16 protein-coding genes and 1 pseudogene are annotated in these 26,694 nt (G+C 59.2%); 15 read left to right on the forward strand and 2 right to left on the reverse strand.

All coding sequences use genetic code 11. From position 1 onward, the window contains the following. Nucleotides 1–5: 5 nt before the first annotated feature. The gene (locus tag V7730_RS11600; RefSeq protein WP_335747752.1) at nt 6–1,436 is read right to left on the reverse strand and encodes a diguanylate cyclase; all 1,431 of its coding nucleotides are present in this window, start codon (nt 1,434–1,436) and stop codon (nt 6–8) included. Between the two features lie 81 nt (nt 1,437–1,517). Here V7730_RS11600 and V7730_RS11605 point away from each other — a divergent pair, with 81 nt between their 5' ends. From V7730_RS11605 to V7730_RS11650, 10 genes and pseudogenes are all read left to right on the forward strand, one after another. Next, nucleotides 1,518–1,802, forward strand: coding sequence for a DUF3572 domain-containing protein (locus tag V7730_RS11605; RefSeq protein ID WP_335747753.1), 285 nt, complete (start codon nt 1,518–1,520; stop codon nt 1,800–1,802). Then, the gene (locus V7730_RS11610) at nt 1,799–2,515 is read left to right on the forward strand and encodes an HAD family hydrolase (protein WP_335747754.1); all 717 of its coding nucleotides are present in this window, start codon (nt 1,799–1,801) and stop codon (nt 2,513–2,515) included. The genes V7730_RS11605 and V7730_RS11610 overlap by 4 nt, the downstream gene beginning before the upstream one ends. Before the next feature lie 90 nt (nt 2,516–2,605). After that, nucleotides 2,606–4,165 carry a trimethylamine methyltransferase family protein gene (locus V7730_RS11615; RefSeq protein WP_335747755.1) on the forward strand — a complete coding sequence of 520 codons (1,560 nt, stop codon included), beginning with the start codon at nt 2,606–2,608 and terminating at the stop codon, nt 4,163–4,165. An 85-nt stretch (nt 4,166–4,250) separates the two neighbouring features. Then, on the forward strand, nt 4,251–4,838 hold the full coding sequence (locus tag V7730_RS11620) for a heme NO-binding domain-containing protein (RefSeq protein WP_443070211.1): 588 nt from the start codon (nt 4,251–4,253) through the stop codon (nt 4,836–4,838). Further along, entirely contained in the window at nt 4,835–5,863 is a 1,029-nt protein-coding gene (locus V7730_RS11625) for a GGDEF domain-containing protein (protein ID WP_335747757.1), read from the forward strand. Before V7730_RS11620 ends, V7730_RS11625 begins: the two co-directional genes overlap by 4 nt. Before the next feature lie 75 nt (nt 5,864–5,938). Next, nucleotides 5,939–6,643: a GntR family transcriptional regulator gene (locus V7730_RS11630; RefSeq protein ID WP_335747758.1), complete on the forward strand. Its 705-nt coding sequence runs from the start codon at nt 5,939–5,941 to the stop codon at nt 6,641–6,643. Next, entirely contained in the window at nt 6,640–7,560 is a 921-nt protein-coding gene (locus V7730_RS11635) for a dihydrodipicolinate synthase family protein (protein WP_335747759.1), read from the forward strand. Before V7730_RS11630 ends, V7730_RS11635 begins: the two co-directional genes overlap by 4 nt. After that, the gene (locus V7730_RS11640) at nt 7,560–9,059 is read left to right on the forward strand and encodes an aldehyde dehydrogenase (RefSeq protein WP_335747760.1); all 1,500 of its coding nucleotides are present in this window, start codon (nt 7,560–7,562) and stop codon (nt 9,057–9,059) included. Before V7730_RS11635 ends, V7730_RS11640 begins: the two co-directional genes overlap by 1 nt. A gap of 4 nt (nt 9,060–9,063) precedes the next feature. Beyond that, nucleotides 9,064–10,401: an NAD(P)/FAD-dependent oxidoreductase gene (locus tag V7730_RS11645; protein WP_335747761.1), complete on the forward strand. Its 1,338-nt coding sequence runs from the start codon at nt 9,064–9,066 to the stop codon at nt 10,399–10,401. A gap of 110 nt (nt 10,402–10,511) precedes the next feature. Then, nucleotides 10,512–11,432: pseudogene (locus tag V7730_RS11650) on the forward strand (glycosyltransferase). Here V7730_RS11650 and V7730_RS11655 read toward each other — a convergent pair. Then, complete coding sequence (locus V7730_RS11655) at nt 11,433–12,179, reverse strand: WecB/TagA/CpsF family glycosyltransferase (protein ID WP_335747762.1); 747 nt, start codon at nt 12,177–12,179, stop codon at nt 11,433–11,435. Between the two features lie 196 nt (nt 12,180–12,375). Here V7730_RS11655 and V7730_RS11660 point away from each other — a divergent pair, with 196 nt between their 5' ends. The 5 genes from V7730_RS11660 (at nt 12,376) to V7730_RS11680 (ending at nt 26,683) form a co-directional block, all read left to right on the forward strand. After that, on the forward strand, nt 12,376–13,836 hold the full coding sequence (locus V7730_RS11660; RefSeq protein ID WP_335747763.1) for a hypothetical protein: 1,461 nt from the start codon (nt 12,376–12,378) through the stop codon (nt 13,834–13,836). 278 nt (nt 13,837–14,114) lie between these two features. Beyond that, entirely contained in the window at nt 14,115–20,519 is a 6,405-nt protein-coding gene (locus V7730_RS11665; RefSeq protein WP_335747764.1) for a type I polyketide synthase, read from the forward strand. Nucleotides 20,520–20,523: 4 nt separating this feature from the next. Further along, nucleotides 20,524–21,498, forward strand: a complete 975-nt coding sequence (locus V7730_RS11670) for a glycosyltransferase family 2 protein (protein WP_335747765.1) — start codon at nt 20,524–20,526, stop codon at nt 21,496–21,498. Further along, on the forward strand, nt 21,495–25,982 hold the full coding sequence (locus V7730_RS11675; RefSeq protein WP_335747766.1) for a MupA/Atu3671 family FMN-dependent luciferase-like monooxygenase: 4,488 nt from the start codon (nt 21,495–21,497) through the stop codon (nt 25,980–25,982). The genes V7730_RS11670 and V7730_RS11675 overlap by 4 nt, the downstream gene beginning before the upstream one ends. Further along, nucleotides 25,979–26,683 carry a 4'-phosphopantetheinyl transferase family protein gene (locus V7730_RS11680; RefSeq protein WP_335747767.1) on the forward strand — a complete coding sequence of 235 codons (705 nt, stop codon included), beginning with the start codon at nt 25,979–25,981 and terminating at the stop codon, nt 26,681–26,683. Before V7730_RS11675 ends, V7730_RS11680 begins: the two co-directional genes overlap by 4 nt. The last annotated feature ends 11 nt before the right edge of the window (nt 26,684–26,694 follow it).

Raw genomic sequence — 26,694 nt, forward strand, 5'->3', positions numbered from 1 at the left:
CAAGCTTATGCGGCGGGGCGCGATTCAGGTCTGCTGAGGCTGACGCGGTTGCGCCCCTGTAGCTTCGCGCCGTAAAGTGCCTTGTCTGCTCGGTCGAGCAGCGCATCCACTCTTTCTGGCGCGGGGGCATTTGTCAGAGAGGTGTCTTGCCCCAAAGCCAATCCGAGGCTGATTGTCACCGATACAGGCTTTGACGCACCGGGAATTGCAAAAGGTGTGCCACTGATTGTGGTGCAGATACGGCTAGCAATATCATGCGCAGCGTTTACGCAGGTGGACGGCATCGCGATCAGGAACTCTTCTCCTCCAATGCGGGCCACAACATCCGAGCCGCGGACCGCATGGCGCAAACGTTTGGCCGCCTCAACCAGCACAGCGTCCCCCGATGCGTGGCCGTATTGATCATTGATGCGCTTGAAATAATCCATATCGCCAATAATCACGGCGAAAGGGGAGTGGTTGCCCGCGCTGCGTTCAATAAGGCGAGTGAGATATGGCATGGCATAGCGGCGGTTATAAAGGCCGGTGAGCGGATCGTTGACCACCTCGCGCAGACCAGTGCGCACGCTTTGCAGCATTTGCGCCACCCGCCGCTTGCGGTTCAGCAAAAACTGCATGCGCTGGGCAAGCTCCTCGGCCTCGAAGCCTTTGGTCATGACATCATCAGCGCCCATGTCCAACGCGGCGGTCGCGCGCAGCGGATCCGGAGCGTGCTGCACGATCAATAAGGCAATGTCACGGGTGTGAGCGCTGGCGCGCAGGGCCGAAATCAAACGAAAGCTCTCATCTATTTGATCGGTAGCTTCGGGCTGGGCAATGATGACTGCGTCGGGCGCAGTGCCCGCATGCAATCGTGCCATTGCATCGCGCAATAGCGTCACCGTATAGCACGCTCTCAATTGGGGCAGCAGTTGCCGTGTCCAGCCCTGCAGCGGGGCGGCATCCGATCCGACCAGAAATAACTTGCCCGGTGCCACAAATTCCGATGGTGCCTCTGCTAGACCCAGCGCGCAGCTTGTATCATCGCGCATCTGCCATTCAGCCAGCCTGTTTTGCGCGCGGATCATATTGCGGACACGCCCCAGCAGCAGGGTTTCGTTGACCGGCTTGTTCATAACGTCAAAGGCGCCTGCGCGCAGGATGTGCAGACGTTCTTCCTTGTCCGAGGTGCACGCGATGACGAGCACGGGTAAGGATTCTGTATGCGTCGAGCTGCGCAGCGTTGCGCAAAGCTGAGCCGCCGATCCGTCGGGTAAATCCAGCGCGGAAACCACAATATCAGGCTTTTCCGCGCGGATCATATCCAGTGCCTCAGCCATCGTACCCGCCTGAACAACATCATAAAATGCGGCTGTCAGTTTAACCTTGAGCACGATACGGTTGGTTGAAATACCGTCGATGATAAGGATTTTACCCTGCACTTTCGATCCCCCCAAATACGTGCCTCATTGGCCTGTAGTTTTGTGAGAAATAAGTTAACAAAGCGTTGAGATTTTGATTCAAGTGGAACCGTCCCTATGAGCTTTACGCGGAATACCGCCGAAACGATCGCCCTCCAGTCCCTTGCTTGGTTGGTCGCAAACGAGGAACTATTGCCTGTGTTTTTAGGGTCTTCCGGCGTGTCGGAGGGGGATATGCGCAGTGCCGCGCAAGACCCCGAGTTCTTGGGCTCGGTGTTGGACTTCATCCTGATGGATGACGCTTGGGTCATTGCATGCTGTGATGTGCAGGTACTACCTTATGAGCAATTAGCCCAAGCGCGTCAGAGCCTTCCGGGCGGGGAGCAGATACATTGGACATGAGCGGAAAATCGATCCCTGTGAAAGGGTTGTGCTTTGACAAAGATGGCACATTGTTCGACTTCGCAGCCACGTGGGAAGCCTGGGCAAAGGCCTTTCTTCGCCGGGCTGCCAAAGGGGACGAAAACCGTGCGGCCGCGATCGGGGAAGCCATTGGTTTCGATTTGTCAGCGGGCAAGTTCGCCCGCGATAGTCTGGTGATTGCAGGTACGCCAAATGAGGTGACGCAGGCCTTGGTACCGCACTTCAGCGATCTGTCGCCCGAAGGGATACTGGATATGATCAATGAGGAGGCCTCGATTGCGCCGCAACAACCGGCCGTGCCGTTGCGACCTTTGCTAGAGGCGTTTCGTGCGCAGGGACTCGCGCTTGGTCTGGCGACGAACGACAGTGAAGGACCTGCGCGGGCGCATCTGGCATCGGTGGGGGTGACGGACCTGTTCGACTTTATCGCAGGCTATGACAGTGGCTTTGGCGGCAAGCCTGCTCCGGGGCAGCTGCTTGGCTTTGCGCGGGCTGTGAACCTGCCGCCCGAGCAGATCGTGATGGTGGGGGACAGCACGCATGATCTGGATGCTGGCCGTGCGGCAGGCATGCGCACCATCGGTGTACTGACGGGCGCTGCCACAGCGCAGGATCTGGCGCCCCATGCCAATATCGTATTGCGCGATATCGGCGAAATTCCGGCTTGGCTGACTGAGCAGGGAGCGCAGTGAGGCGTCAAAAACGACCAAAATCGTCGTGAACGGATAGGCTGCGCGAACTGACTTGGGGCCTTCTGGTGTGAGACAGCACAGGAGACTGCCATGACCGACGAGCCTAAACGCAGAACCCGGGGGGGTGGTCGCGCAGGTGCAAAGACGCGCCGTGGGACCTCGGTCATTGAGCAGATGCCGTGGAATCCTCCCATCAATATCGACCGCCCGACAGAGCCGCTGAGCCCTGAAGGGGTGGCCGCCATCCATGACGGTGCGATGCGTATCCTTGAGGAAATCGGGATTGAAATCCTGAACCATGAGGCGCTGGAAATCTTGCGTAGAGCAGGCTGCACCATTGACGGAGAGAATGTGCGCATGGGCCGCGAAATGGTGATGGAATATGTCGCCATGGCGCCGTCCGAGTTCACCCTGACCCCCCGCAACCCTGATCGTGCTATTACCATTGGTGGCAAGAATTTGGTGTTCGGGAATGTCTCCTCGCCGCCTAACTACTGGGACATGGCGTTGGGTCGCAAGGTTCCTGGTACCCGCGAACAGTGCCGCGATTTGCTGAAACTCACTCAATATTTCAACTGTATCCACTTTGCCGGCGGCTATCCGGTGGAGCCGGTGGATATCCACGCGAGCGTGCGCCACCTCGACGTGCTGTATGACAAGCTGACACTGACCGATAAAGCGATGCACGCCTACAGCCTTGGCAAAGAGCGCGTTGAGGACGTGATGGAGATGGTGCGTATTTCCGGCGGCTGGACGGACGAGGAGTTCGAGGCCAGTCCGAAGATGTACACCAACATCAACTCCACATCGCCGCTCAAGCATGACATTCCGATGCTGGATGGCTGGATGCGCATTGCGCGTCGCAATCAGGGGCTCGTGGTCACGCCATTCACGCTGGCGGGGGCTATGGCACCCGTCACCATGTCGGGCGCTGTGGCGCAATCGCTGGCCGAGGCACTGATCGCAGTGGTCCTGGCGCAGATCATTCGGCCGGGTGCGAGCGTGGCTATCGGCACTTTCACCTCTAACGTGGATATGAAGACGGGTGCGCCCGCCTTTGGCACTCCTGAATATATGCGTGCCACGCAGATGACTGGCCAGCTTTGCCGCTTTTACGGGTTGCCTATGCGTTCATCCGGCGTCTGTGCGGCCAATGTGCCGGACGGGCAGGCCATGTGGGAGACGTCCAACAGTCTTTGGGCTGCGGTGCAGTCCGGCACTAATATGGTCTATCACGCGGCCGGCTGGCTTGAAGGCGGGCTGATCGCTAGCCCGGAGAAATTTATCATGGATTGTGAGGTTCTCCAACAAATCCAGCGTTATATGGACCCCTCGATATGCGCCACTGGTCCGGATGAGATTGCGTTGGACGCGATCAAATCGGTCGGCAATCAGGGCCATTTCTTTGGCATCCAGCACACGCAGGATCGCTATACCACCGCCTTCTACCAACCGTTTCTGAGTGATTGGACCAACTACGAAGGCTGGGAGGTCGCGGGCGGTATCTGGACGCAAGAGCGGGCACATCACATGTTCAAGGAAATCGTCGGCTCGTTCGAAGAGCCGCCGATGGACGTGGCCATCCGTGAAGAGCTGGCAGCTTTTGTGGCGCGGCGCAAATCTGAAGGTGGTGCGCCAACGGACTTTTAACCACCACTGCAGAGCCCGCTTTTGCATTAGTCGCTTGTTAATACCCTCAGGTCATCATTGTGGGGTCTAGTAACAAGAGGCCATGATGCACGGGCTTATCAATCACAGCTTCCAAAGTTTCATGCGCGACGGCTACGGGGATCGGGCGTGGTTGGAAGTGGCAGCGCGCGCTGGCGTTTCGCCTCCGTCGTTTGAGCCTATGCTTTGCTATGAGGATTCGATCACGCCCGCTGTGCTGGACGCCATGGCACTGGTGCTGCGCCGGTCGCGGGACGAGGTGATGGAGGACATTGGCACCTATTTGGTCACGCACCCTAATACGGAGGCTGTACGGCGGCTATTGCGCTTTGGCGGCATGAACTTCGAGGATTTTCTGCACTCGTTGGATGACTTGCCGGACCGTGCGCGTATGGCGGTTGCTGATCTTGAGCTGCCGGCGATTGAATTGCACGGCCATGAGGGTGGCCGTTACAGTCTGATATGTGAAAGCCCCATGCCCGGCTTTGGACATCTGATGATGGGGGTTTTGCGGGTGATGGCGGATGACTACGGTGCGTTAGCCGTGCTGGATCTTGAGCAAATCGAGCCGGGCAGCGAAACGGTGCACATTCAGTTGATCGAATCCGATTACTCCGATGGACGTGTGTTTGATTTAGGGGCGCGGGCCTCGTGAAGCATGCGTTTGACCCTATGGTTCTGGATGTACTTTGCCCGATGCACCTGACGCTGGACGCTCAGGGTGTCATAACGCACGTTGGCCCAACGACGCAAAAACTGCGGCCTGACATGGCGATGGAAGGGCGCTCATTTCTTGAGACCTTCGCAGTCATGCGACCCAGAGGTATCGTCACCCTCGTCCAGCTTTGGGAGACGCGCCATATCAAGCTACATCTTGAGATGAGGGGTGATCCGCCTGCGCGCCTTAAAGGCGTTCTCGTTTGCGACGGTGCTGGGACCGCGATCGTGAACCTGTCCTTTGGCATCTCAATTTTGGACGGGGTGCGTGACTATGCCCTCACCAATGCTGATTTTGCCGCCACCGATCTGGCCATCGAAATGCTCTATCTGGTTGAAGCGAAATCGGCGGCCATGGAAGCTTCGCGAAAGCTGAACCTGCGCCTGCAGGGGGCAAAAATCGCCGCAGAGGAGCAGGCCTATACGGATACGTTGACCGGTCTGAAGAACCGCCGCGAACTCGATCAGGTGTTGGAGCGTTTGCTGGCTGCAAATGTGGGTTTTGCGGTCATGCATATTGATCTCGACTACTTCAAAGCGGTCAATGACACGCTGGGCCACGCGGCCGGGGATCACGTGTTGCAGGTGGTGGCAAAAGCCATGATCGAAGAGACACGGGTTACCGATACCGTTGCGCGCGTAGGGGGGGATGAGTTTACCGTACTTCTGCCCGATGTTGGCGATGTCAATGTCCTGGAACGGATCGGTCGTCGCATCATCGACCGGATCGAAGCCCCTATACCGTTTAACGACCAACTGTGCGAAATATCGGCAAGCATCGGTACAGTCTGGATACAGAGCAGCAAAAGCGCCACACGTGAGACAGTGATGGAGGACGCCGACATCGCTCTCTATGCCTCCAAAAACGAAGGCCGCGCACGCCAGACATTTTACACACCTGAACTGCGCGAAACGGCCAACAGCGCTACACCTCCCAAAGGCCGGGGAATGAAAGAAAATTAGACTAAGCCATTTTGTATACAAATTGTATGATTTTATGTTTATTGCCTGAGAAGCCCTTTTCAGGAGTGAATATCCATGGTTGACACAGCCCGAACCCGAAAAGCGACGTTCCTTGGCGCTCTGCGTGCGCGTGTCCTGACGCAGGCCGTGCCGCCAGGGGCTGATCTGGATGAGGTGATGCTGTCAGAGGAGTTTGGCCTTTCTCGCACGCCGCTGCGCGAAGCGTTGCGCGAACTGGCGGGGGAAGGCTATGTCGAACTGACGCCGAACCGTGGCGCGCGCGTGTCCGAATTGGGTCACACCACACTGCGTGATTTTTTCCTCGCTGCGCCCATGATCTATGGCGCTGTGTTGCGCCTTGCTGCGACACATGCGCAACCCTCCCAAATATCCGAGCTGAAGCTGGCCCAGCAAGCGTTTCGCGCAGCACTCGCCGGCGGAGATGTGGCGGCGCGCGCATTGGCCAACAACCGCTTTCATGCCATGACGGGCGACATGGCGGCAAACATCTACTTGCGGCCCAGCTTTAACCGGCTGCTGATTGATCACGCCCGTATCTCCATGACCTTCTACGGGGATGATCAGCATGAAGAGCCCAATCAGGCGGCGGACCAGCATGACGCCATGATCGCAGCAATCGAGGCGGGCGATGCGGATTCGGCAGCGGCGCTGGCTGAGGATCACTGGGCGCTATCGCGTCACCGCATTGCCCAATTCGTGATGCCAGACCCGCTGTCCCAGCGTCTTGGCGAACCCATTCCGTCTGTGAGGAGCTTATGACACCGATCTTCAAATTCGAGGGGATTTACACCCCGCTTGTCACGCCGTTGTTACCCGATGGCGGTTTTAACATGGACGCATTGGCCGACCAAATCGAACATCTGGTCGCGGCGGGGGTGCATGGTTTGATCTCCGGCGGATCGACGGGTGAAAATTACGCTCAAACGGTTGAAGAGCGTCTTGGCTTGGCTGATTTTACCAAGCAACGGTTGAATGGGCGTCTGCCGTTGATCGTGGGCACTGGCACCATGCGCACACCCGACAGCATCGCCCTTGCTACCGGAGCGCGGGAGATCGGAGCAGATGCTATTCTATTAGGTACACCGCCCTATGCGGTCCCGACGGAGCGTGAAAACGCGCTCAACGCGCTGGCGGTCGACCGTGCAGCGAACCTGCCGGTGATGCTATATAACTATCCCGGCCGGATGGGCGTGAACATGGGGGAGGAGTTCCTCGACCGTGTGGGCCGTTCGCGCAATATCTGCGCGATCAAGGAAAGCTCGGGCGATATCAACCGTGTGCACCTGTTGGCGCGGGACTATCCACATATCCAGATGTCATGCGGTATGGACGATCAGGCGCTGGAATTCTTCGCGTGGGGCGCGCGATCATGGGTTTGTGCTGGCAGCAATTTTTTACCCGAGGAGCATGTCGCACTTTATCAGGCTTGCGCTGTTGAGGGTAACTTCGACAAGGGCCGTCGGATCATGTCTGCGATGATGCCGCTCATGCGGGTGTTGGAGCAGGGCGGCAAATTCGTCGCTTGCGTCAAGCACGGCGTGACCATGGATGGCATTGATACAGGGGGCATGATGCCGCCACTCAAACCGCTGAACAAAGATGACAAACGAGAATTAGAGCAGGTCGTGCGCGTGCTCAAAACCACCGTAGCCGCAATTGTGAAGGAGAAAGCATAATGGGACTGCTCACTCGGGAAGAATACGGCGCCTTGGCTGCTGGGATGACATTCGCCACCCAAGCCTTTGTAGACGGCGGTTATCGCCCCGCAGCGTCGGGCGAAACCTTTGCCACGCTAAACCCCGCCACCGGAGCCGAGCTGGCGCAAGTAGCGGCCTGCGGAGCGGAAGACGTGGATTTCGCGGTATCCAAGGCGCGTGAGGCATTTGAGGGTGGTCGCTGGTCGCGGATGCACCCTTCGGCGCGTAAGGATGTGCTCGTCCGCTTTGCGAAGATGCTCACACGCAATGCGCGCGAACTGGCCGTGATGGAGAGCCTCGACAGCGGCAAGACCATCTACGACTGTGAGGCGGTGGACATTCCAGAGATGATCCATTGCATCAAGTGGCACGCGGAAGCCATTGATAAGATGTACAATCAGGTTGCTCCGGCTTCAGATGATCACATCGCGATGGTGGTACGTGAACCGATCGGCGTGGTGGGACTGGTGCTGCCGTGGAACTTCCCGTTGCTGATGCTTGCATGGAAGATCGGACCAGCCTTGGCCGCTGGCTGTTCGGTTGTTGTCAAACCTGCGGAAGAGACATCGCTGACCGCGTTGCGGGTGGCTGAACTGGCCCATGAGGCGGGCGTGCCACGCGGGGTGCTGAATGTCGTTCCTGGCTCGGGGCCAGAGGTGGGCGAGCCACTGGGCCGTCACATGGACGTCGACATGGTTAGCTTCACCGGCTCGACAGCCACCGGCAAGCGGTTCCTCAGCTATGCCGGAGAGAGCAACGTCAAAGAGGTCGTGCTTGAGATGGGCGGCAAGAACCCCTGCATCGTCATGGAGGATGCAGAAAACCTCGACCGGGTTGCGGCCCATGTCGCGAATGGCGGGCTGTGGAACATGGGCGAGAACTGTTCTGCCATCTCCCGTCTGATCGTGCACCGTGACGTGAAGGCGGCACTGCTGGACCGGATCGAGGCGCATATGCGCGAATGGCCTTTGGGCGATCCACTGAACCCCGAGACGCGATTGGGGGCGATGGTCTCCAAGGCGCATTTCGACAAGGTCGCGGGCTATCTCGCGGATGCGCCTGCTGCGCGCGTTGGCGGCGGCACAAAAGACGGCGCCTTTATTGAGGCGACAATGATTGAGTTGCCCTCAAACGCCCACCGCATGGCGCGGGAGGAAATCTTCGGCCCCGTGCTGAGTGTGATTGAGGTATCGTCATTCGACGAGGCCATAACCGTGGCCAACGATACCGAATATGGCCTGTGCGCCAGTTTGTTCACCGCCAATGCCAAGCGTGCGTTGCGCGGGGCACGGATGCTGCGTGCAGGGACGGTGACGGTGAATAGCTACGGTGAAGGGGATATCAGCACGCCGTTCGGCGGCTACAAGCAATCCGGTTTTGGCGGGCGTGACAACGGGATACACGCCCATGACCAGTACACCCAGCTCAAAACCATCTGGCTAGACCTGAGCGACGATGCCGACGAGGCGGTGGACTAAGGCTATGCGCTACACTGCCAAGCGCACGCCACGCTTTGCCTCACCCGCTGCATGGGCCGAGATTCTGTTGCAGGGTGCGGCTTATCCCTCGCTTGAAGGGGCGCAAGCCGCAGATGTGGTCATTGTCGGTGCAGGCTTTGCGGGTTTGTCCGCAGCGCGTCGCCTGCGCCAGCTTGATCCTGCGCTAAGGATCAGCGTTCTGGATGCGCTCGATATTGCCGAGGGTTCGGCGGGGCGGAATTCCGGTTTCATGATTGACCTGCCGCATGATCTTTCCTCGGAAAACTACGCAGGCGGCGGAGACGAGGCTGCGCTGATCGCGTTGAACCGTCAGGCCATCCAATTTGCACGCTCAGCAGCGCAGGAGTACGGGATCAATCCTGCGTATGTTGATCCAGCGGGTAAGGTGAACGGGGCGGCATCCCCCACCGCTGACGCGCGTAATCGCAGCTATGCCGCGCATCTGGCGCAATTGGGTGAAACGTCAGAGCATCTGGATGCCAAGGCCATGCACGCGCTGACCGGCAGCCACCACTACCTGTCCGGTCTTTATACGCCGGGCACGCTTATGTTGCAGCCTGCGGGTTATATTCGCGGGCTGGCTGCGGGGCTGGCGCAGGCTGGCGTGCAGTTATTTACCCAAAGTGCGGTCACCAGTTTTGCCAGAGAAGGCGATACATGGCAGCTGCAAACGGCCAAAGGGCAAATCACCGCGCCGCGCATTATCCTTGCCACGAACGGTCATCTGGAAAGCTTTGGCATCGCCAAGGGGCGGCTGATGCAGCTGTTCCTCTACGCATCTATGACGCCTGAACTGGATGCCGCGCAACTGCGCCTTCTTGGTGGCGCATCGCGCTGGGGAATTACGCCTTCGGACCCGATGGGCACTACCGTGCGGCGGATTGATACGGCGCAGGGCGGTCACCGGATCATCATTCGTACCTGTGCGACGCTTCGCCCTGACATGCAGGTCTCAGCCAGTGACGTCGCGCGGGCCAGCGCGGTGCAGCGATCGAAGTTTGATGCACGCTTTCCCCAACTTGCCGGTATGGCGATGCAGTATGAATGGGCTGGACACCTTTGCCTCAGCCTAAATGGCGTCGCCGTGACGGGTGAGATCGATCAAGGCGTTTACGCGGCTGCTGTGCAAAATGGCCTTGGCACTGCGCGCGGCACGCTTACTGGTATCGCGGCGGCAGAAGCGGCTTTGGGCCACCGCTCGGACATCACGGCCTATTTCTCTGCAGAGCCTGCGCTGCGTAAGCTACCGCCTCAGCCCTTTGCTGCATGGGGCGCAAATGCCTATCTGCGTTGGAAAGAGCACCGTGCCCGCGCCGAGTAGTGGACCGGCGCGCAGTGCTGGCGTAAAACCGCAAGAATGACCAAGCATCGCTTGACGATGACCTACAGCCGCGACGGGGACTTATACGTCCTATCGACGGAGCCTGCCCCATGAGCATTGCCGCGATTGTTATTGGCCGCAACGAGGGCGCACGGCTGATCGCCTGTCTTGATGCACTGCATTGCGTGTCTCCGGTCATCTATGTCGATAGCGGCTCAACCGACGGATCGGTGGTGGCGGCGCAGGCGCGCGGTGCGCCTCGATATGACCCAACCTTTCACAGCCGCGCGGGCGCGGAATGTGGGGCTGGCGGCCTTATCTCAGGACACCGCGCTTGTGCAATTTCTGGACGGGGATTGCGTTGTTCAGGATGGTTGGGTTTCCCGCGCCGAGGGCTTCTTGGCCGACCATCCGCAGGTGGCAGTCGTCTGCGGGCGCCGGCGGAAAATGTATCCGGCTGTCTCCGTCTATAACGCGTTGATTGACGCGGAATGGGGCACACCAGTGGGAGAGGCCAAGGCCTGCGGCGGCGACGCGTTGATGCGCGTCGCAGCGTTGCGGGCCGTGGCTGGTTACCGCGATGATCTGATCGCAGGGGAGGAGCCAGAGCTATGTGTGCGTCTGCGGCACGCTGGCTGGCAAATTTGGCGGCTAGACGCAGAGATGACAGCCGATGATGCGCAGATCACGCGGTTGGGCCAGTGGTGGAAGCGGAGCAAACGGGCAGGGCATGCCTTTGCCGAAGGGGCGGCCCTGCACGGCGCCCCGCCTGAACGCCACTGGGTCAAAGAAACGCGCCGCGCGCTACTTTGGGGAGTTGTAGGGCCACTCGTTGTCATATTGCTTGCCGCGATTGCGGGCCCGTTGGGCTTGGTGGCGGCACTTGTCTATCTCACGCAGGTCTTGCGCCTGTCACGGCTTGATGGGCTGACCTCAGCGTTTTGGGCAAGTTCGCCGAAGCGCAGGGCGCGCTGGGCTATTATTGGCGCCGCTTTGTTGGCGGGCAAAAGCGGCTGATTGAATACAAGTAGTTATCTTTGCCGCCAAGCATCCAGCGCCAAGCCTGGAAGGATTGCAAAGCATTTAGCATAGCGCGGCATCATTCTGCGCGGGCTTTGAAGCGCACGCCAAAGCCATTCGAGGGCCAGCGCACGCATGATTTTGGGCGCGCGTACCTGATGACCAGACAAGAAATCTAGCCCGGCGCCGAATGACGCAAACCCCACCGCAGGCGCACGGCCGCGCGCGAAGGCAGCGAAAAGCTCCTGCTTGGGTGCGCCAAGAGCGATGAAACACAGCCGCGCACCAGAGGAATTGAGCATATCGCAAATCTCGGCTGCTGCAGTGCCCGAAGGGTCAAACCCGTAGGCTGGCGCATGCGTTTTGACGATGTTCAGGCCGGGGACACGCTCCTCCAGTGCGGCCTTGGCGCCCGCCAGAGCTGCATCAGAGCTGCCAACCAGCGCTACGGGCATCTGCATTTCGGCGGCAAGCGTGCTGAGCGGGATCACCAGATCGGACCCCGGCATCAGTTCCACCGGTTGTTGCGCCAACTGCGATAGCCAGACCACCGGACGCCCGTCAGCAACAACGAGATCCTGCGCGCGGTAAGCTTTGGCAAAGGCGGCATCGATTGGCAGCTTGGTCAGGTGATCCAGATTGAGCGTGGCCAGCGCGAATCCGTCACCGGCAGCAAATTTTGCGCGTATGGCCTGAAACAATGCAGGGCGGGTGGGGATATTGACCTCAACAACAGAACGGCCGGCGCTAAATTTCATGGCGCACCTGTGCAGGGCTGCCACAGATTTGTGCGGCTTCGGGTTTTAGGTGGCATCAAAATGTCGTTCCTTCCCAGTGGTTTATCAGCTCTGGAGGCCGTGGGTGAGATATTGCTTTCGTAAACTAGCGTGATGACATGGACCTGCCTAGCGTGTATTTGCAACCCCCATATCCACACGTCCCGCGCCAAGGAGCATGATGCCCAACGCAATTGCATATTTAATGCTGCTCATCTGGCCTGCGGTCTGCCTTGTGCTGTTCCGCACGCAAAAGGTTGAGCGTGCGATCATCTGGTCGATCCTTGGCGGCTATCTGTTGTTACCTCCGTTAGCAGAATTCAACCTGCCGCTGGTCCCTGCAATGGACAAGGTCTCGATACCGAATTTGAGTGTTCTGGCCATTCTGATCTTCGCGCCGAAGTATAAGGTGCGTCTGCTGCCCGAGGGGCGATTGGCACGTATTCTGATTGCATTGTTTATTTTCGGGGCTATCCCGACAGTGTTGACCAACAGCGAGCCGATCCTTTTCGAAGTGTTGAGCGACGCAGACCCGATCCTGTTTCTGGTGGATGCCTTGCCAGGCCAGTCGATCCGCGACATCGGTTCTGTCCTGATTGGTCAGGTGTTGACGATTGTGCCATTTCTGGTGGCGCGACAGTTTCTGAGTTCTGACAACGGCTTGCGGGAAATTTTGTTGGCGTTGATGGTTGGGGCCATCGCCTATTCGGTGCCGTCGTTGATCGAAATCCGCTTGTCGCCGCAGATGAACGTCTGGGTCTACGGGTTCTTCCAGCACAGTTTTGAACAGACCATGCGTGCGGGCGGCTACCGTCCTATCGTTTTCCTGCCGCACGGCCTGTGGCTCGCTATTTTTGTGTGCACTGCCGCGATGGCGGCAGCGGCACTGGCGCGCACTAAATCGAATGCAGGACGGTGGAAAGGGGTCCTTTGGACGGTCTACCTGGTCCTTTTTCTCATCGCCTGCAAAAGTGCGGCCTCTATTGTCTACGGGCTGCTTTTGGTGCCGTTTGTCTATTTCGCGCCGCGTCGCTGGTTGATTTGGCTGTCAGTTGTTTTTGCGCTGGTGGCGGTCACTTATCCGATGTTGCGCAATATTGGCGCCATTCCCACCGATGCGATTGTCGCAAAGGTGGCGGAGTTCAATCCCAATCGTGCGCAATCGCTTGGTTACCGGTTCAACAACGAGACCCAACTGCTGGTACGAGCTGCCGAAAAGCCCGCCTTTGGTTGGAGTGGTTGGGGCAGGAGCCTTGTGCGCGACAGCGAGGATGGTGAGATCCTGACCATCCCTGACGGTCGTTGGATCCTTGTTTTCGGGAGCTTCGGCTGGTTGGGCTACATTGCCGAGTTCGGCCTGCTTGCATTGCCATTGCTGTTGCTCGGGGCATACGCCATTCGCAACCATAACGCGGTGCTTTCGCCTTATCTCGGCGCAGTGGCATTGGTGCTGGGGATCACGCTGATGGATATGCTGTTGAATGCAACCCTGACACCTTTCACATGGCTCACGGCGGGGGCGGTGCTGGGGTATGCAGAGCGACTTAATTCAAGGCAAGCGGCCAAGCCGCGCCATGCACTTCGCAGTACACCCGTGATGTCGCGCCATCGAACACGAACACAGCAGAGTCTACTTTAGGCCAGTCAGAAAATGTGCAATTTCTTAGTGTCGGCGATCTCCAACCTGACTAATTTGGATTGTTTCAAAATTGGAATTAATCATTATTTTTCGGCGGGGATTTCCTGTGCTACTCTACCCTTCGGGTGCATTGAAAAATGGCTAAATGCCATCAAATAGACAATATCAATTTGTACCAACGCATTGGGGCAGCTGCAATTGTCCGTAAATTAGGTTCGTTTTTTAGTAAATTTATTGGGGTGTATCCCAGTTGAAAATGGCCCAAAAGGTGAGACCGTATGACTGAGCACAGCCGCAAGATGAAACCGGCAGGCGAGGATATCGCTATTGTAGGCATGGCAGTGAATGTGCCGGGCGCTGATACTGTATCCACATTCTGGGACAATCTGCGCGATGGTATCTCCTCGATCCGCAAGCTGAGCGAAGAAGAACTGCTTGCCGCTGGCGAAACACCTGAAAACATTGCTCGCAAGAATTACGTGCGTGCCGCCGCTGACCTCAAAGGGTTCGAGACGTTTGACGCCGACTTTTTCGGTTTTTCACCTAAAGACGCGGCTATCCTTGATCCCCAGCACCGCAAATTCCTCGAAGTCGCGTGGGAGGCGATGGAGCAGGCGGGGCATGTGCCTGAAAATGTCGCAGCTCCAATCGGCGTCTACGCAGGCTGCGGCATGGGCAGCTATTTCTATTTCAACATCTGCTCGAACGCCGATCTGGTGGATGACGTGGGCATGTTCCTGCTGCGCCATACGGGCAACGACAAAGACTTCCTGTCTACCCGCGTGAGCCACGTATTCGATCTCAAAGGGCCTTCGGTCAACCTGCAAACGGCCTGTTCCACTTCGCTCGTTGCGATTCACTATGCCGCCGCTGCGTTGCGGGCCGGTGAGGTGAATATGGCACTGGCGGGCGGTGTCACGATTGAGCTGCCACAGGGCCGTGGCTATGTGTTCAAGGAAAATGAAATCCTGTCTCCGGATGGCGAATGCCATGCCTTCGACCACCGCGCGCAAGGTACTGTTTTTGGCTCTGGCGCAGGTTGTGTCGCGCTTAAGCGGCTGTCGGATGCGCAGGCCGATGGGGATCACATTTGGGCGGTCATCAAGGGCTCTGCCATCAATAACGATGGTGCGGCAAAAGCTGGCTATCTTGCACCCTCAGTCGATGGGCAAGCTGCGGCGATTGGTCTGGCGCTGGACGCTTCCGGCGTGCCTGCTGACCAGATCGAGCTGATCGAATGCCACGGCACCGGCACCTATCTGGGCGACCCGATCGAGGTGGCAGCGCTGACAGAAGCTTACCGCGCCCAGACTGACAAAGTGGATTACGCGCGCATCGGATCGGTCAAAACGAACATTGGCCATTTGGACACGGCTGCGGGGGTGGCGGGGTTGATCAAGGCCACGCTGGCGCTGCACCATGAGGCAATGCCGCCGTCGTTGGGGTACGAAGCGCCAAATCCTGCCATCGATTTTGACGGCAGCCCGTTTTCTGTGAACGCCGCGCTGACGGCGTGGCCGCGCCGCGCCACTCCGCGTCATGCCGCAATCAATGCGCTGGGCGTCGGTGGCACAAACGCGCATGCGATCCTTGCAGAGGCACCCGTGCGCGCGCCTTCCGAAGAAAGCGATTTCCCGTTCCACGTTCTGTGCATCTCGGCGCGCTCCAAGGCGGCGCTGGACGCTAATGCGGCCGCTTTGGCCAAACACTTGCGCGCCCACCCCGAACAAAATTTTGCCGATGTTGCCTATACCTTGAAGAATGGTCGCCGAGGGTTTGAGCGGCGCCGCGTTGTTGTGGCCGAAACCCATGCCGAGGCGGCAGACCTGCTGGAAGCGGGCGATACCCGCCGCGTGTTTTCGCATGAAGTTCTGGGTACTTCGCCCGAAGTGGTGTTCATGTTTCCCGGTGGTGGTGCGCAATACCCTGACATGGCGCGTGACTTGTATGAGACAGAGCCGGTCTTTGCCGAAGCGATGGACTGGGGCCTTGATCACCTTGCGCCCCAGCTTGACTATGACGTCCGCGCGCTCTGGCTGCCCGAAGGTGACAGCGCCGCCGCTGCCGAGACGCTGAAAAAACCCTCAGTTCAGTTGCCGCTGATTGCCATTGTGGAATATGCGCTGGCGCAGCTGTGGATCAGCTGGGGCGTGAAGCCTGCGGCCATGGTGGGCCACTCGATGGGCGAGAACGTCGCCGCCTGTCTTGCAGGCGTGATGAGCTTCGAGAACTTGATTGATCTGGTGCTGTTGCGCGGACGGTTGTTCGACACAGTGCCTGCAGGCGGCATGCTCAGCGTGCCTTTGTCGCTGGAAGCGATCGAACCCTATCTGGGCGATGATCTTGATATCGCCTCGGTTAACGGGCCTGAGTTGACGGCGGTTTCCGGCCCTGATGCGGCGCTTAAGGCGCTGGCAGAGCGGTTGGCAGCGGATGAGGTTGAGAGTCAGCGCATCGCTATCGACATCGCTGCCCATAGCCGGATGTTGGAACCTATTCTGGCAGACTACCGCGCATTTCTGGCCAGCCTTGATCTGCAAGCGCCCAAGATGCCGTTCATGTCCAATCGGACAGGTATCGAGATCACCATCGCACAAGCGACCGATCCCGACTATTGGGTAGAACAGTTGCGCCGTACCGTACATTTTTCAGACTGCATTGAGACGCTGAGCGTGCAAGACGGGCGGGTGTTCCTTGAGGTCGGACCGGGTAAGGCGCTGTCTTCTCTGGCGCAGATGTGCCCTGCGGTGAAGCCGGCCCAAGTGCTCAGTTCCCTGCGCCATCCCGATCAGGAGATCGCGGATGACATTTATTTTATGGGCGTTATTGGTAGGCTTTGGGCTTGCGGCGTTGAGGCGGACTGGGACCAGATCTGGGGTGAGGCGAGGCGCAATCGTGTGGTGCTGCCGACCTACCAGTTCCAACGGAGCCCTTACTTTATTGAGCCGGGCAAACAGATGGCTGCCATCGCAGCCCCGGCCATGACACGAATTGATGATCTGGCGGAATGGGGCGCAGTCCCAAACTGGCGCGCGCAATATGCTGATGTTGATGCAAATCTCGACGCGGCGCTTGTCGCCGCAGCGGATGAAACGTGGTTGGTGTTCGCCGATCAGAACGGAATTGCAGCACCTGTCATCGATCAACTCCGCAGTTCTGGCGCGCAGGTGAGTGTTGTAGAGGCCGGCGACAGCTTTGCCAAATTGGGCGAGGGGGGCTTTACGCTTGCCCCCGAACAGGGCCGCGAAGGCTATGACGCGTTGCTTGCGACCCTTTCGTCTAACGGGCAGATCCCCTCGCGGATTGCGCATTTTTGGGGCGTGACCAGCACTGAAGCTCACCGCCCGGGCAGCAGTTTCTATGACCGGATGATGGAGCAGGGGTTCTATAGCCTGTTGTGGCTTGGCCAGTCCTTGGCCGAACGTGAGGACGCGCCGCAGACCCACCTGAGTGTGTTCACAAACGGTGCTGCTCGTGTTGCCAGTGAAGGACTTCCCTATCCGGAAAAGGCCATGATCAGCGGCCCCGCAGGTGTGATGCCGCATGAGATTGCTGCATTGACGGTCTCTACCGTGGATGTCGAACTGCCAGAGGCTCCGGTCGCAAAGGGGTGGTTTACGCCATCACCAGAGCTCACCGATGACATCTCGGGTGTTTTGCTGGAAGAGTTGTTGGCCACGCCCGCCAACGCGGTTGTTGCTTTGCGCGGCGCGCGGCGCTTTGTTCAAGGGGTGCGACCACAACGGTTGGCGCAACAGGACGCGCCCGCGTTCAAAAACGGCGGCACCTATCTGATTACGGGTGGATTTGGCGGCATCGGGCAAACCATCGCCGCTAATTTGCTGGTCAAGCACAACGCCCATGTTGTTTTGCTCAGCCGCACGCCTTTGCCTGGACGGGACGCTTGGACGAAACTACTGCAAAGCACGCCTGCAGGCGATGCCACCGCGCGGCGCATCCGTGCGGTGCAGCGGCTCGAAGCGCTGGGCGGTAACGTCGAAGTGGCCGCCGCCGATGTGGTCAACGTGGCGCAGATGCGCAAGGTGATTGACGCGCTGCGGGCGCGCGGCCCGATTGACGGTGTTATCCACGCAGCCGGTGTTCTGGATGACGCGCCTTTGCTGGGTAAGACCCAAGCTCAGGTCGATGCGGTTCTGGCACCGAAGGTTCAGGGCCTGCGGGTGCTGGACCAACTGTTGCCTGATGGCAGCGTTGATCTCATGGTGCTATTCGCCTCAACCTCGACCGCCACGCGCGCGGCGGGGCAGGTGGATTACGTTGCAGCCAATGACTACCTCAATGCTTTCGCGAAATCGCGAGCAGGGGCCAAGACCCGTGTTGCAGCGGTCAACTGGGGCGTCTGGGCCGACGTGGGCATGGCAGCCGAAGCTGTGGGCCACACACCTGTTGAAACATTGCCCCCTCGCGCCATTGATTTGCCGATGCTCGACACTGTTGAGGTCCTGGAAAACGAGACCCGATTTGCGGTCACGTTGAGCGCTGACGCTGATTGGGTGCTTGATCAGCACCGCATGGCGGACAGCACCGCAGTGATGCCAGGAACCGGCATGCTAGAGGCTTTGGCTGAAGCCGCGAACGCTTCGGGTCTGAACCTGCCCTTTGCGTTACGCGACCTCTATTTCCTGCGCCCGTTTGAGGCACCCGAAGGCATGGCGCGCAATATGCGTGTCACGGTTGCGCCGCAAGCGGCAGGTTACGCCGCAACCCTGCGCAGCGATTGTATTCTTGATGGCCGTGCGGGCTGGCAAATGCATGCCGAAGCGCAGCTTAGCGGTTTGGAACAGTCACCCGTCGCCCCAGTCGATCTGGAAACAGTCTCGGCCCGTTTGGGCACGGTGGAGGAGGCAGGCGGCGCGCATATGCCGTCTTTGCAAGAAGCACACTTGCGCTTTGGTCCGCAATGGCAGGTCCTGCGCGCGCGGCAATTGGGTGAAGGCGAGGGCTTTGCGCGGTTGGCGTTGGAGACGCCCGTGGTGGCGGGCCAACTGCTGCACCCCGGTTTGATGGATATTGCAACCGGTTGGGCGATTGCGCTGGCGCCGGGCTATGATGGTACCTACCTTTGGGTGCCGATGTCTTATGGCGAAATCTCTGTCTACGCACCGTTGCCGTCCGAGATTTACAGCTGGGTCCGCCTGAGTTCCTCAAGCGCGGAGGACGTCCGTTTCGATGTGACGATCTGCGATGCCGAGGGCGCGGTTCTGGTTGAGGTGCGTGATTTTGCCATGACGCAGTTAAAGGGCGGCTTTTCAGCCCATAGCGTGCCGTTGTCGGCCTCTGAAGTTAGCTTTGATGACGCCCCACAGACCAAAGCGCGCCCGCAGTCCGATGCGGAAGAACGGTTGGCCTATCTGGTGTCGCAAGGCATCACAGCTTTGGAAGGGCCAGAGGCATTGGCGCGGGCACTCGCGCTGGATATGCCGCAGGTCTATGTTTCTTCGCTACCGTTGCAGGCGCTTATCGCTCAGGCTGACGTGCCGCCGCGCGAGATGCCCAAAGGCCAGAGTTTCGAGCGTAGCGATCTGGAGGGTTTTGTCGCGCCGGAGGGCCGTATTGAGACCGCCTTGGCGCAGATGTGGTCCATGCTGCTGGGGGTCTCTCCGGTAGGCGTAGAGGACAGCTTTTTCGATCTGGGGGGGCATTCGTTGATCGCGGTACGCCTGTTTGCTAGCGTCAAGCGGGAGTTCGGGGTGGAATTTCCGATCTCGGTCTTGTTCGAGGCCCCGACAATTGCCCTGATTGCTGAGCGCATCAGTGCCCAGACTGGTGAAGTTGGCAATACCGACAGCCCCGAGACGGAGGCAGTCAAACCGGGATTTGCCCATCTAGTGCCGCTCAACGGTGCGACTCCGAGCAAAGCGGCACCGCTGTTTGTGGTTGCGGGCATGTTTGGCAACGTGTTGAACCTCCGCCATTTGGCGCTACAATTCTCTAATGAACGAGCTGTATATGGTTTGCAGGCGCGCGGCCTGATCGGCGACAAAGCCCCGCATGAAACCATGGAAGAAGCGGCTGCAGACTATATTGCCGAAATCCGGCAGGTGCAGGCGCAAGGGCCCTATCTGCTTTCCGGCTTCTCTGGCGGTGGCATCACTGCCTATGAGATGGCGCGCCAGCTGCACGCGGCGGGCGATGAAGTGGCCGTGCTGGCGCTGCTTGATACGCCTTTGCCTGTGCGGCCAAGCCTGAGCAAGCTGGACAAAGCTCTGATCAAGCTGGCCGAATTGCGCAGCAAAGGGCCGCGTTACCTACTGGAGTGGGCGCAGAACCGCATTGCTTGGGAAAAGACAAAGCGGGTCGGCAAGACCGAGCAGGCTCAAGCGGCGCAATTTAACAACACCAAGATCGAAGCGGCCTTCTTGCGCGCTGTGGCGCACTACCAGACGCCGCAGTGGGACGGGTCAATGACCCTTTTGCGTCCGGTTCTGGATCGCAAGTACAAGGTTAGTGGTGGCAATTGGGTCAGCGCAGAGCGGGAGTATGTCTTTGCAGATAATGACTGGACGTGCTACGCGCCGCAGGTTCGGGTGATCGAAGTGCCGGGGGGCCATGACAGCATGGTTCTATCGCCCAATGTGGTGGTCATGGCATCCGAACTGCGCGAAGTTATCCGCGATGCGCTGGCTGATGGTCGGCCGCGCCAAGCTACGGCGGCTGAGTAATCTTATGTCCCGACCTGCTATCTTGTGCATCCTGCTGAACTTTCGCACGCCTGCGATGACCCTGCGTGCAGCCGAGGCGGCGCTTGCTGATCTGCATGGTCTGGGCGGAGAACTGGTGATTGTGGACAACGCATCCGGCGATGGATCTTATGAGATGCTGGCCGAGCAGGTCGCCGCGCGTGGCTGGGGCGACGGCGGATTGGTGCGCGTTGTGGCATCGCCCGTGAACGGTGGTTTTGGGGCGGGTAACAACATCGGCCTTAAAATGAAGCTTAGTAACGGGCGCGCACCGGACTATTACTACATCCTGAATTCCGATGCCTTTCCCGATGAAGGCGCAACAGCGACCCTGCTGGGGCACCTTGAAACTCATCCACACGCAGGCATCGCCTGTTCGCATATCCGGGGTGAAGATAATCTGGTGCACACCACCGCCTTCCGCTTCCCCTCAATTGCGGGTGAGTTTGTGGGTGCTGCGCGCCTGGGCTTTATCGAGCGGATAATGCCCGAAGCCCCTGTACCCATGCCTCAGCCCGAGACCACCATGCAGGTCGATTGGAGCGCGGGAGCCAGTATGATGCTGCGCCGCACCATGCTGAAGCAGATAGGCACCTTCGATGAGACATTCTTTCTATATTTTGAAGAAACAGACCTGTGTCTGCGCGCCGCGCGTGCAGGTTGGTCCTGCTGGTATGTGCCGGACAGCCGTGTTGTGCACATCGGCTCAGTCTCTACGGGCATGAAGACCAAGCGGCGCATGCCGTCTTATTGGTACGACTCGCGTCGCCATTATTTTATCAAAAACCACGGGCGAGCCTATGCGGCTGCCGCCCTTTTTGCGCATCTGCTAGGCGGGGTCTTGCACCGTCTGCGTGTAGGGCTTGCGGGACGACGGCCACAGGATCCAAACTGGTTCCTGCGTGATCTTGCTGCCCACGCCATCACTCCATACCGACTGTCCCCGGAGGACCGCTCATGACTTCCCCGATTAATCCAGCTGCATTTTCCTGTGTGATCCTTGGGGATCAATCACTGACCATCGCGTGCGCGGACATGATTGCTGCGGGGGGACACAATGTCATTGCGGTGATTAGTTCGGATGCGGATGTGCGCGGCTGGGCGCAAGCGAAGGGCATCGTTGTTCTGGATAAGCCTGCGGATCTGGCCGGAGCAGAGCTGCCCGCGTTTGACTGGTTGTTGAGCATCGCAAATCTGCGCATCATTCCCGACGCTGCCTTGGCGCTGCCACTCAAAGGCTCGGTGAACTTTCACGATGGCCCGCTGCCACGGTATGCGGGTCTGAATACGCCTGCGTGGGCGATCATCAACGGTGAGACACAGCACGGCGTAAGCTGGCACGTGATCGAAGGCGGCGTGGACGAAGGTGATCTTCTTGCTCAAGAGCTGATCGACATTGCCGCCGACGACACGGCTTTCAGCCTGAACTCCAAATGCTACGCAGCCGGCATGGAAAGCTTTGGCCGCGTGATTGCGCAGCTTGAAGTAGGCGTGCCCGAGCGCACAGCGCAGGATCTTAGCCAACGCAGATATTTTGCACGTAACCAGCGGCCAGCCGTATTGGGGCTTATTGATTTCAACCAGAGCACAGAGCGTGTTTGCGCGCTGTTGCGGGGTCTTGACTTCGGGGGCTACTGGAACCCGCTGGGCGTGGCAAAGATCGCGTCCGGTGACGCTGTCTTCACGGTAGCTGGGGCGGAACCTGTGACGGGTGAGGGTGCTGTTGGCAACGTGCTAGACGCTTCTGGTGATACGTTGGTGGTCGCCACAGCGGATGGCGCGGTGAAATTGACCGGCGTGGCGGCGCTGGGCGTCATTGCTGCGTTGCCTCAAAAGGGGGGCCTGCTGGTGGCGGCCGACAAGACGCATGAGGCCGCGCAAGAGCAGCTTCTTTCGGATGAGGCTTACTGGCGCAATAAATTGGCCACCGCGCAGATGATCCCTGTGCCATTGGCGCAGGGCGCGCCCTCTGGTTCATGGGATACGCGCAGCGTGGCATTGCCGCAGGGGTCTTCACAAGAAGCTGCGATAGTGGCTGTTCTGAAAGCAGCAGTGTTGAGTGCATGGCAGGCGGCTGGGGATGTTGGCCATGCTATCACACCAGCAGTGGCAGGATATGCATCCTCTTGGGTGCCGTTGCGTAGTGACGCGCCGCTGGCCGCTCAAATGGACCGGATTGAGCGCACAGGTGGTTTTGCCGCTGATTTGTCGCTGCGTGATCCGCAACTGAATCTTGAGCAGCCTCAGATCATGCTGGCCGATAGTCCGGTAGAGGGCAGCGCGCTGACGGTGCAGATTTCGGGCGCCGGAATTGTCCTGCATGGCGATACGGGGGTGCTGTCTGCTTCGGCGATGGATGTGCTTGCCGCCCGGCTGGGCCACAGCCTTGCTGGTGGGCAAGGATTGCCTCACGGCGAGCGTGCCACTTTGTTGGAGACGTGGAACGCAACGCAAACTGACTACACACCTGAACCGGTGCACACCGCTTTTGAGGCGCAGGTTGCGCGGACGCCCGATACCACCGCACTGGTGTTCGAGGGCCAATCCCTTAGTTTCGCTGCCTTGAATTCAGCAGCAAATAGGCTGGCGCATCGTTTGATCGCGATGGGGATCACCAGCGGCACACCAGTGGGCCTTTCCACTTCGCGGGGACCCGATTTGCTGGTTGGCGCGCTGGGAATTCTGAAAGCTGGGGGCGCTTATGTGCCGCTTGATCCTGCGTATCCGGCAGACCGTATTAAACACTACATCGCCGACAGCGGCGCACCAGTGATCGTCACACAATCGGCGCTGGTGGACAGCTTGCCCAAGGGCCACGCCGATTTGCTCGTGCTCGACAATGATCCACAGTTGGTCGACGTGGTCGATACCAATCCTGATGCAGGCGCGGTGGCACAGACGCTGGCCTATCTGATCTACACCTCCGGCTCCACCGGCACGCCCAAAGGCGTGATGGTGAGCCACGGGAATGTGGCGAATTTCTTTGCCGGTATGGATGCGCGGATCACGCGGCAGGACGGGGATGCTTGGCTTGCCGTGACCAGCCTGTCGTTTGACATCTCGGTGCTTGAGCTGTTCTGGACGCTGTCGCGTGGGTTCAAACTGGTGCTTGCGGGCGACGACAGCCGCACAGAACTGTCCAAAGGGCCGATCGCAGTCTCTGACCGCAAGATCGCGTTCAACCTGTTCTACTGGGGCAATGATGACGGGGTCGGGCCAGAAAAATACCGCCTGCTGCTGGAAGGCGCGAAATTCGCTGATTCCCATGGTTTCAACGCTGTCTGGACGCCAGAGCGGCACTTCCATGCCTTTGGCGGTCCCTATCCGAACCCTTCGGTCACGGGCGCGGCGGTGGCTGCGGTGACGCAAAACCTTGATGTACGTGCCGGCTCTTGCGTTGCACCCTTGCATCATCCTGCCCGTATTGCCGAGGAATGGGCGGTGATTGACAACCTTACCAACGGACGTGTCGGGCTGGCGATTGCCAGCGGCTGGCAGCCCGATGATTTTGTGCTGCGCCCCGAGAATGCACCGCCTGAGAACAAACCGGCGATGTATGCCGCCATTGATCAGTTGCGCGCCCTGTGGCGCGGCGATGCGGTCGAGTTCCCGAACAAAGACGGCACTCCCTTTGCGGTGGTGACGCAGCCGCGCCCTGTGTCCAAAGAGTTGCCTATCTGGGTGACCACAGCGGGTAATCCAGAGACGTGGAAAGAGGCGGGTCAGATCGGTGCTAATGTTCTGACGCACCTGTTGGGCCAGTCGGTTGATGAGGTCGCGGACAAGATCAAAATCTATCACACTGCTCTGCGCGAGGCGGGCCATAATCCGGCTAACTTTACCGTAACCGTGATGCTGCATACCTATCTGGCCGACACTCGCGCAGAAGCCGAAGAAACCGCACGTGGCCCGATGAAGGATTACTTGCGCTCTGCTGCTGGCCTGATCAAGCAATATGCATGGGCGTTTCCGGCGTTCAAAAAGCCCAAGGGTGTGAACAACCCCTTTGAGGTCGATCTTGGCGGGTTAGATGATGAAGAAATGGAAGCGATCCTTGAATTCGCCTTCCAGCGCTATTTTAACGACAGTGGTCTATTCGGCACCGTGGCCGATGGGGTCGCGCGGGCTGAGCAGCTTAAACGGATCGGCGTAGACGAAATCGCCTGCTTGATCGATTACGGCATTGCGGTGGATACGGTGATGGCGGGGCTGACCCCTCTGGCAGGGGTTCTGGCGCGCGCGAACCAGGGTGCAGCGCTGGCTGACGACGACTTCTCGCTTGCGGCGCAGTTGATGCGTCACAAGGTCAGCCATCTGCAATGCACCCCCTCAATGGCGCAGATGCTGGTTATGAACGATGAAACACGCCACGCCCTGTCCGGTCTGCGAGAGCTGATGGTGGGCGGGGAGGCGTTGCCGGGGTCATTGGCGGCTGAATTGATGAAAGCCTGCGGCGGACGCGTGCAGAACATGTACGGCCCGACCGAAACCACGATCTGGTCCACCACCCAGATGGTCGAACAGGCAGAGGCTACCGCCGCCATTGGCACACCGATCGCTAATACGCAGGTTTACGTGCTGGATGAGGCGCATGCGCCTCGGCCCATCGGGGTGGCGGGAGAGCTATATATCGCAGGCGACGGTGTCACCCAAGGATACCACAACCGCGCGGAAATGACCGCAGAGCGCTTTGTCGATAATCCCTTTGGCAGTGGCAAGATGTACCGGACAGGCGATCTGGCTGCTTGGCGCGCGGATGGCACGCTTGGCTTTATGGGGCGTGCCGATGATCAGGTGAAAATTCGGGGCCACCGGATTGAGTTGGGCGAGATAGAAAGCGCCTTGGCCGCGCAGGCGGGCGTCACGCAGGCAGTGGTGGTCGCGCGAGAGGCTGCAGGCGGAGCGCAGCTGGTTGGGTATGTCACGGCTAAGGCATTTGACGAAGAGGCACTGCGCGGCGCGCTCACCGCGCGCTTGCCTGATATCATGGTGCCGACACGGATCGTCGAAGTGGCACACATGCCGTTGACGCCTAACAAGAAAATCGACCGTAAAGCCTTGCCTGATCCGGCCCCTAAAACCGCAGCACTGCCAAACAGCGCCGAGGCAGCGCCAGAAGGCGGCACGCAAGCCGCTATCGCGCAGGTCTGGAGCGCTATTTTGGGCGTGTCGAACATCAGGCCGTCGGATAACTTCTTTGCGTTGGGGGGGCATTCGTTGCTGGCCGTTCAGGCACACCGCGACATCAAGGCGGCGCTGGGGGTAGATCGGCTCGGCATCACGGATATCTTCCGCTTTCCGACCCTTGAGGGGCTGGCAGCACACCTCGACAAAGGCAAAGTAGCTTCTTCGCCTGAAGCAGAGGTGCTGGATGCGCCGGCCAAGGCCGAAACCATATCAAAACGCCGCGCTATGCGAGCGGGCCGGGCCAAGGCCGACACGTGAGCCCTGATCCGGCACTCGTCAAGGCGCTGTCTGAATCTGTTTTGCCCTCGGGGTTGGCTGTGGCGGTGCGTGATCCGCGTTTGATGCCTTCGGCCGCTGATCCACAAGAGGCGGACGCCCTGAAAGGCGCTGTGCCGCGTCGTCTGGCCGAGTTTCATGCAGGTCGTGCCGCAGCGCGTGCGGCGATGGTCACACTTGGGCTGCCGCCGAGTCCTGTACCCATGGGCCCTGATCGCGCGCCGCTTTGGCCCAACGGTGTGACGGGCAGCATTTCGCATACCGCAACAACATGCGTTGCCGCTGTCGGTCTGCGTGAGGTTTGGGCGGGCGTTGGTGTCGATCTCGAAGACGCGACCGGGCTTGATCCTCTGCTGGTCGGCGAGATTTGTACCAGAGCCGAACAACGCTGGCTTGGACAGCAGCCTGCGGCAGACCGTGGCCTGATGGCCAAGCTGATTTTTTCCGCCAAAGAGGCTGCGTACAAGGCTCAATACCCGCTGAGCAGGACGCTGTTTGGCTTCGATGCGCTGGAGCTTTCCATCGACCGCAATACAAGCCGCTTCGAGGCTTGTTTCCAAGACGATCAGGGGCCCATTGTTGCAGGTACAATTCTTGCCGGTTTGTATGTCCATGCTGCGGGATTGCTTGTCACTGGCGTGGCGGTGAGGCAAGCTGAAGCAGCAAAATTGACCGGCGGATGAAAGGGCAGCGA

Origin of the sequence: Sulfitobacter sp. (genome assembly GCF_036961165.1) — a bacterium.
Lineage (GTDB): Bacteria > Pseudomonadota > Alphaproteobacteria > Rhodobacterales > Rhodobacteraceae > Sulfitobacter.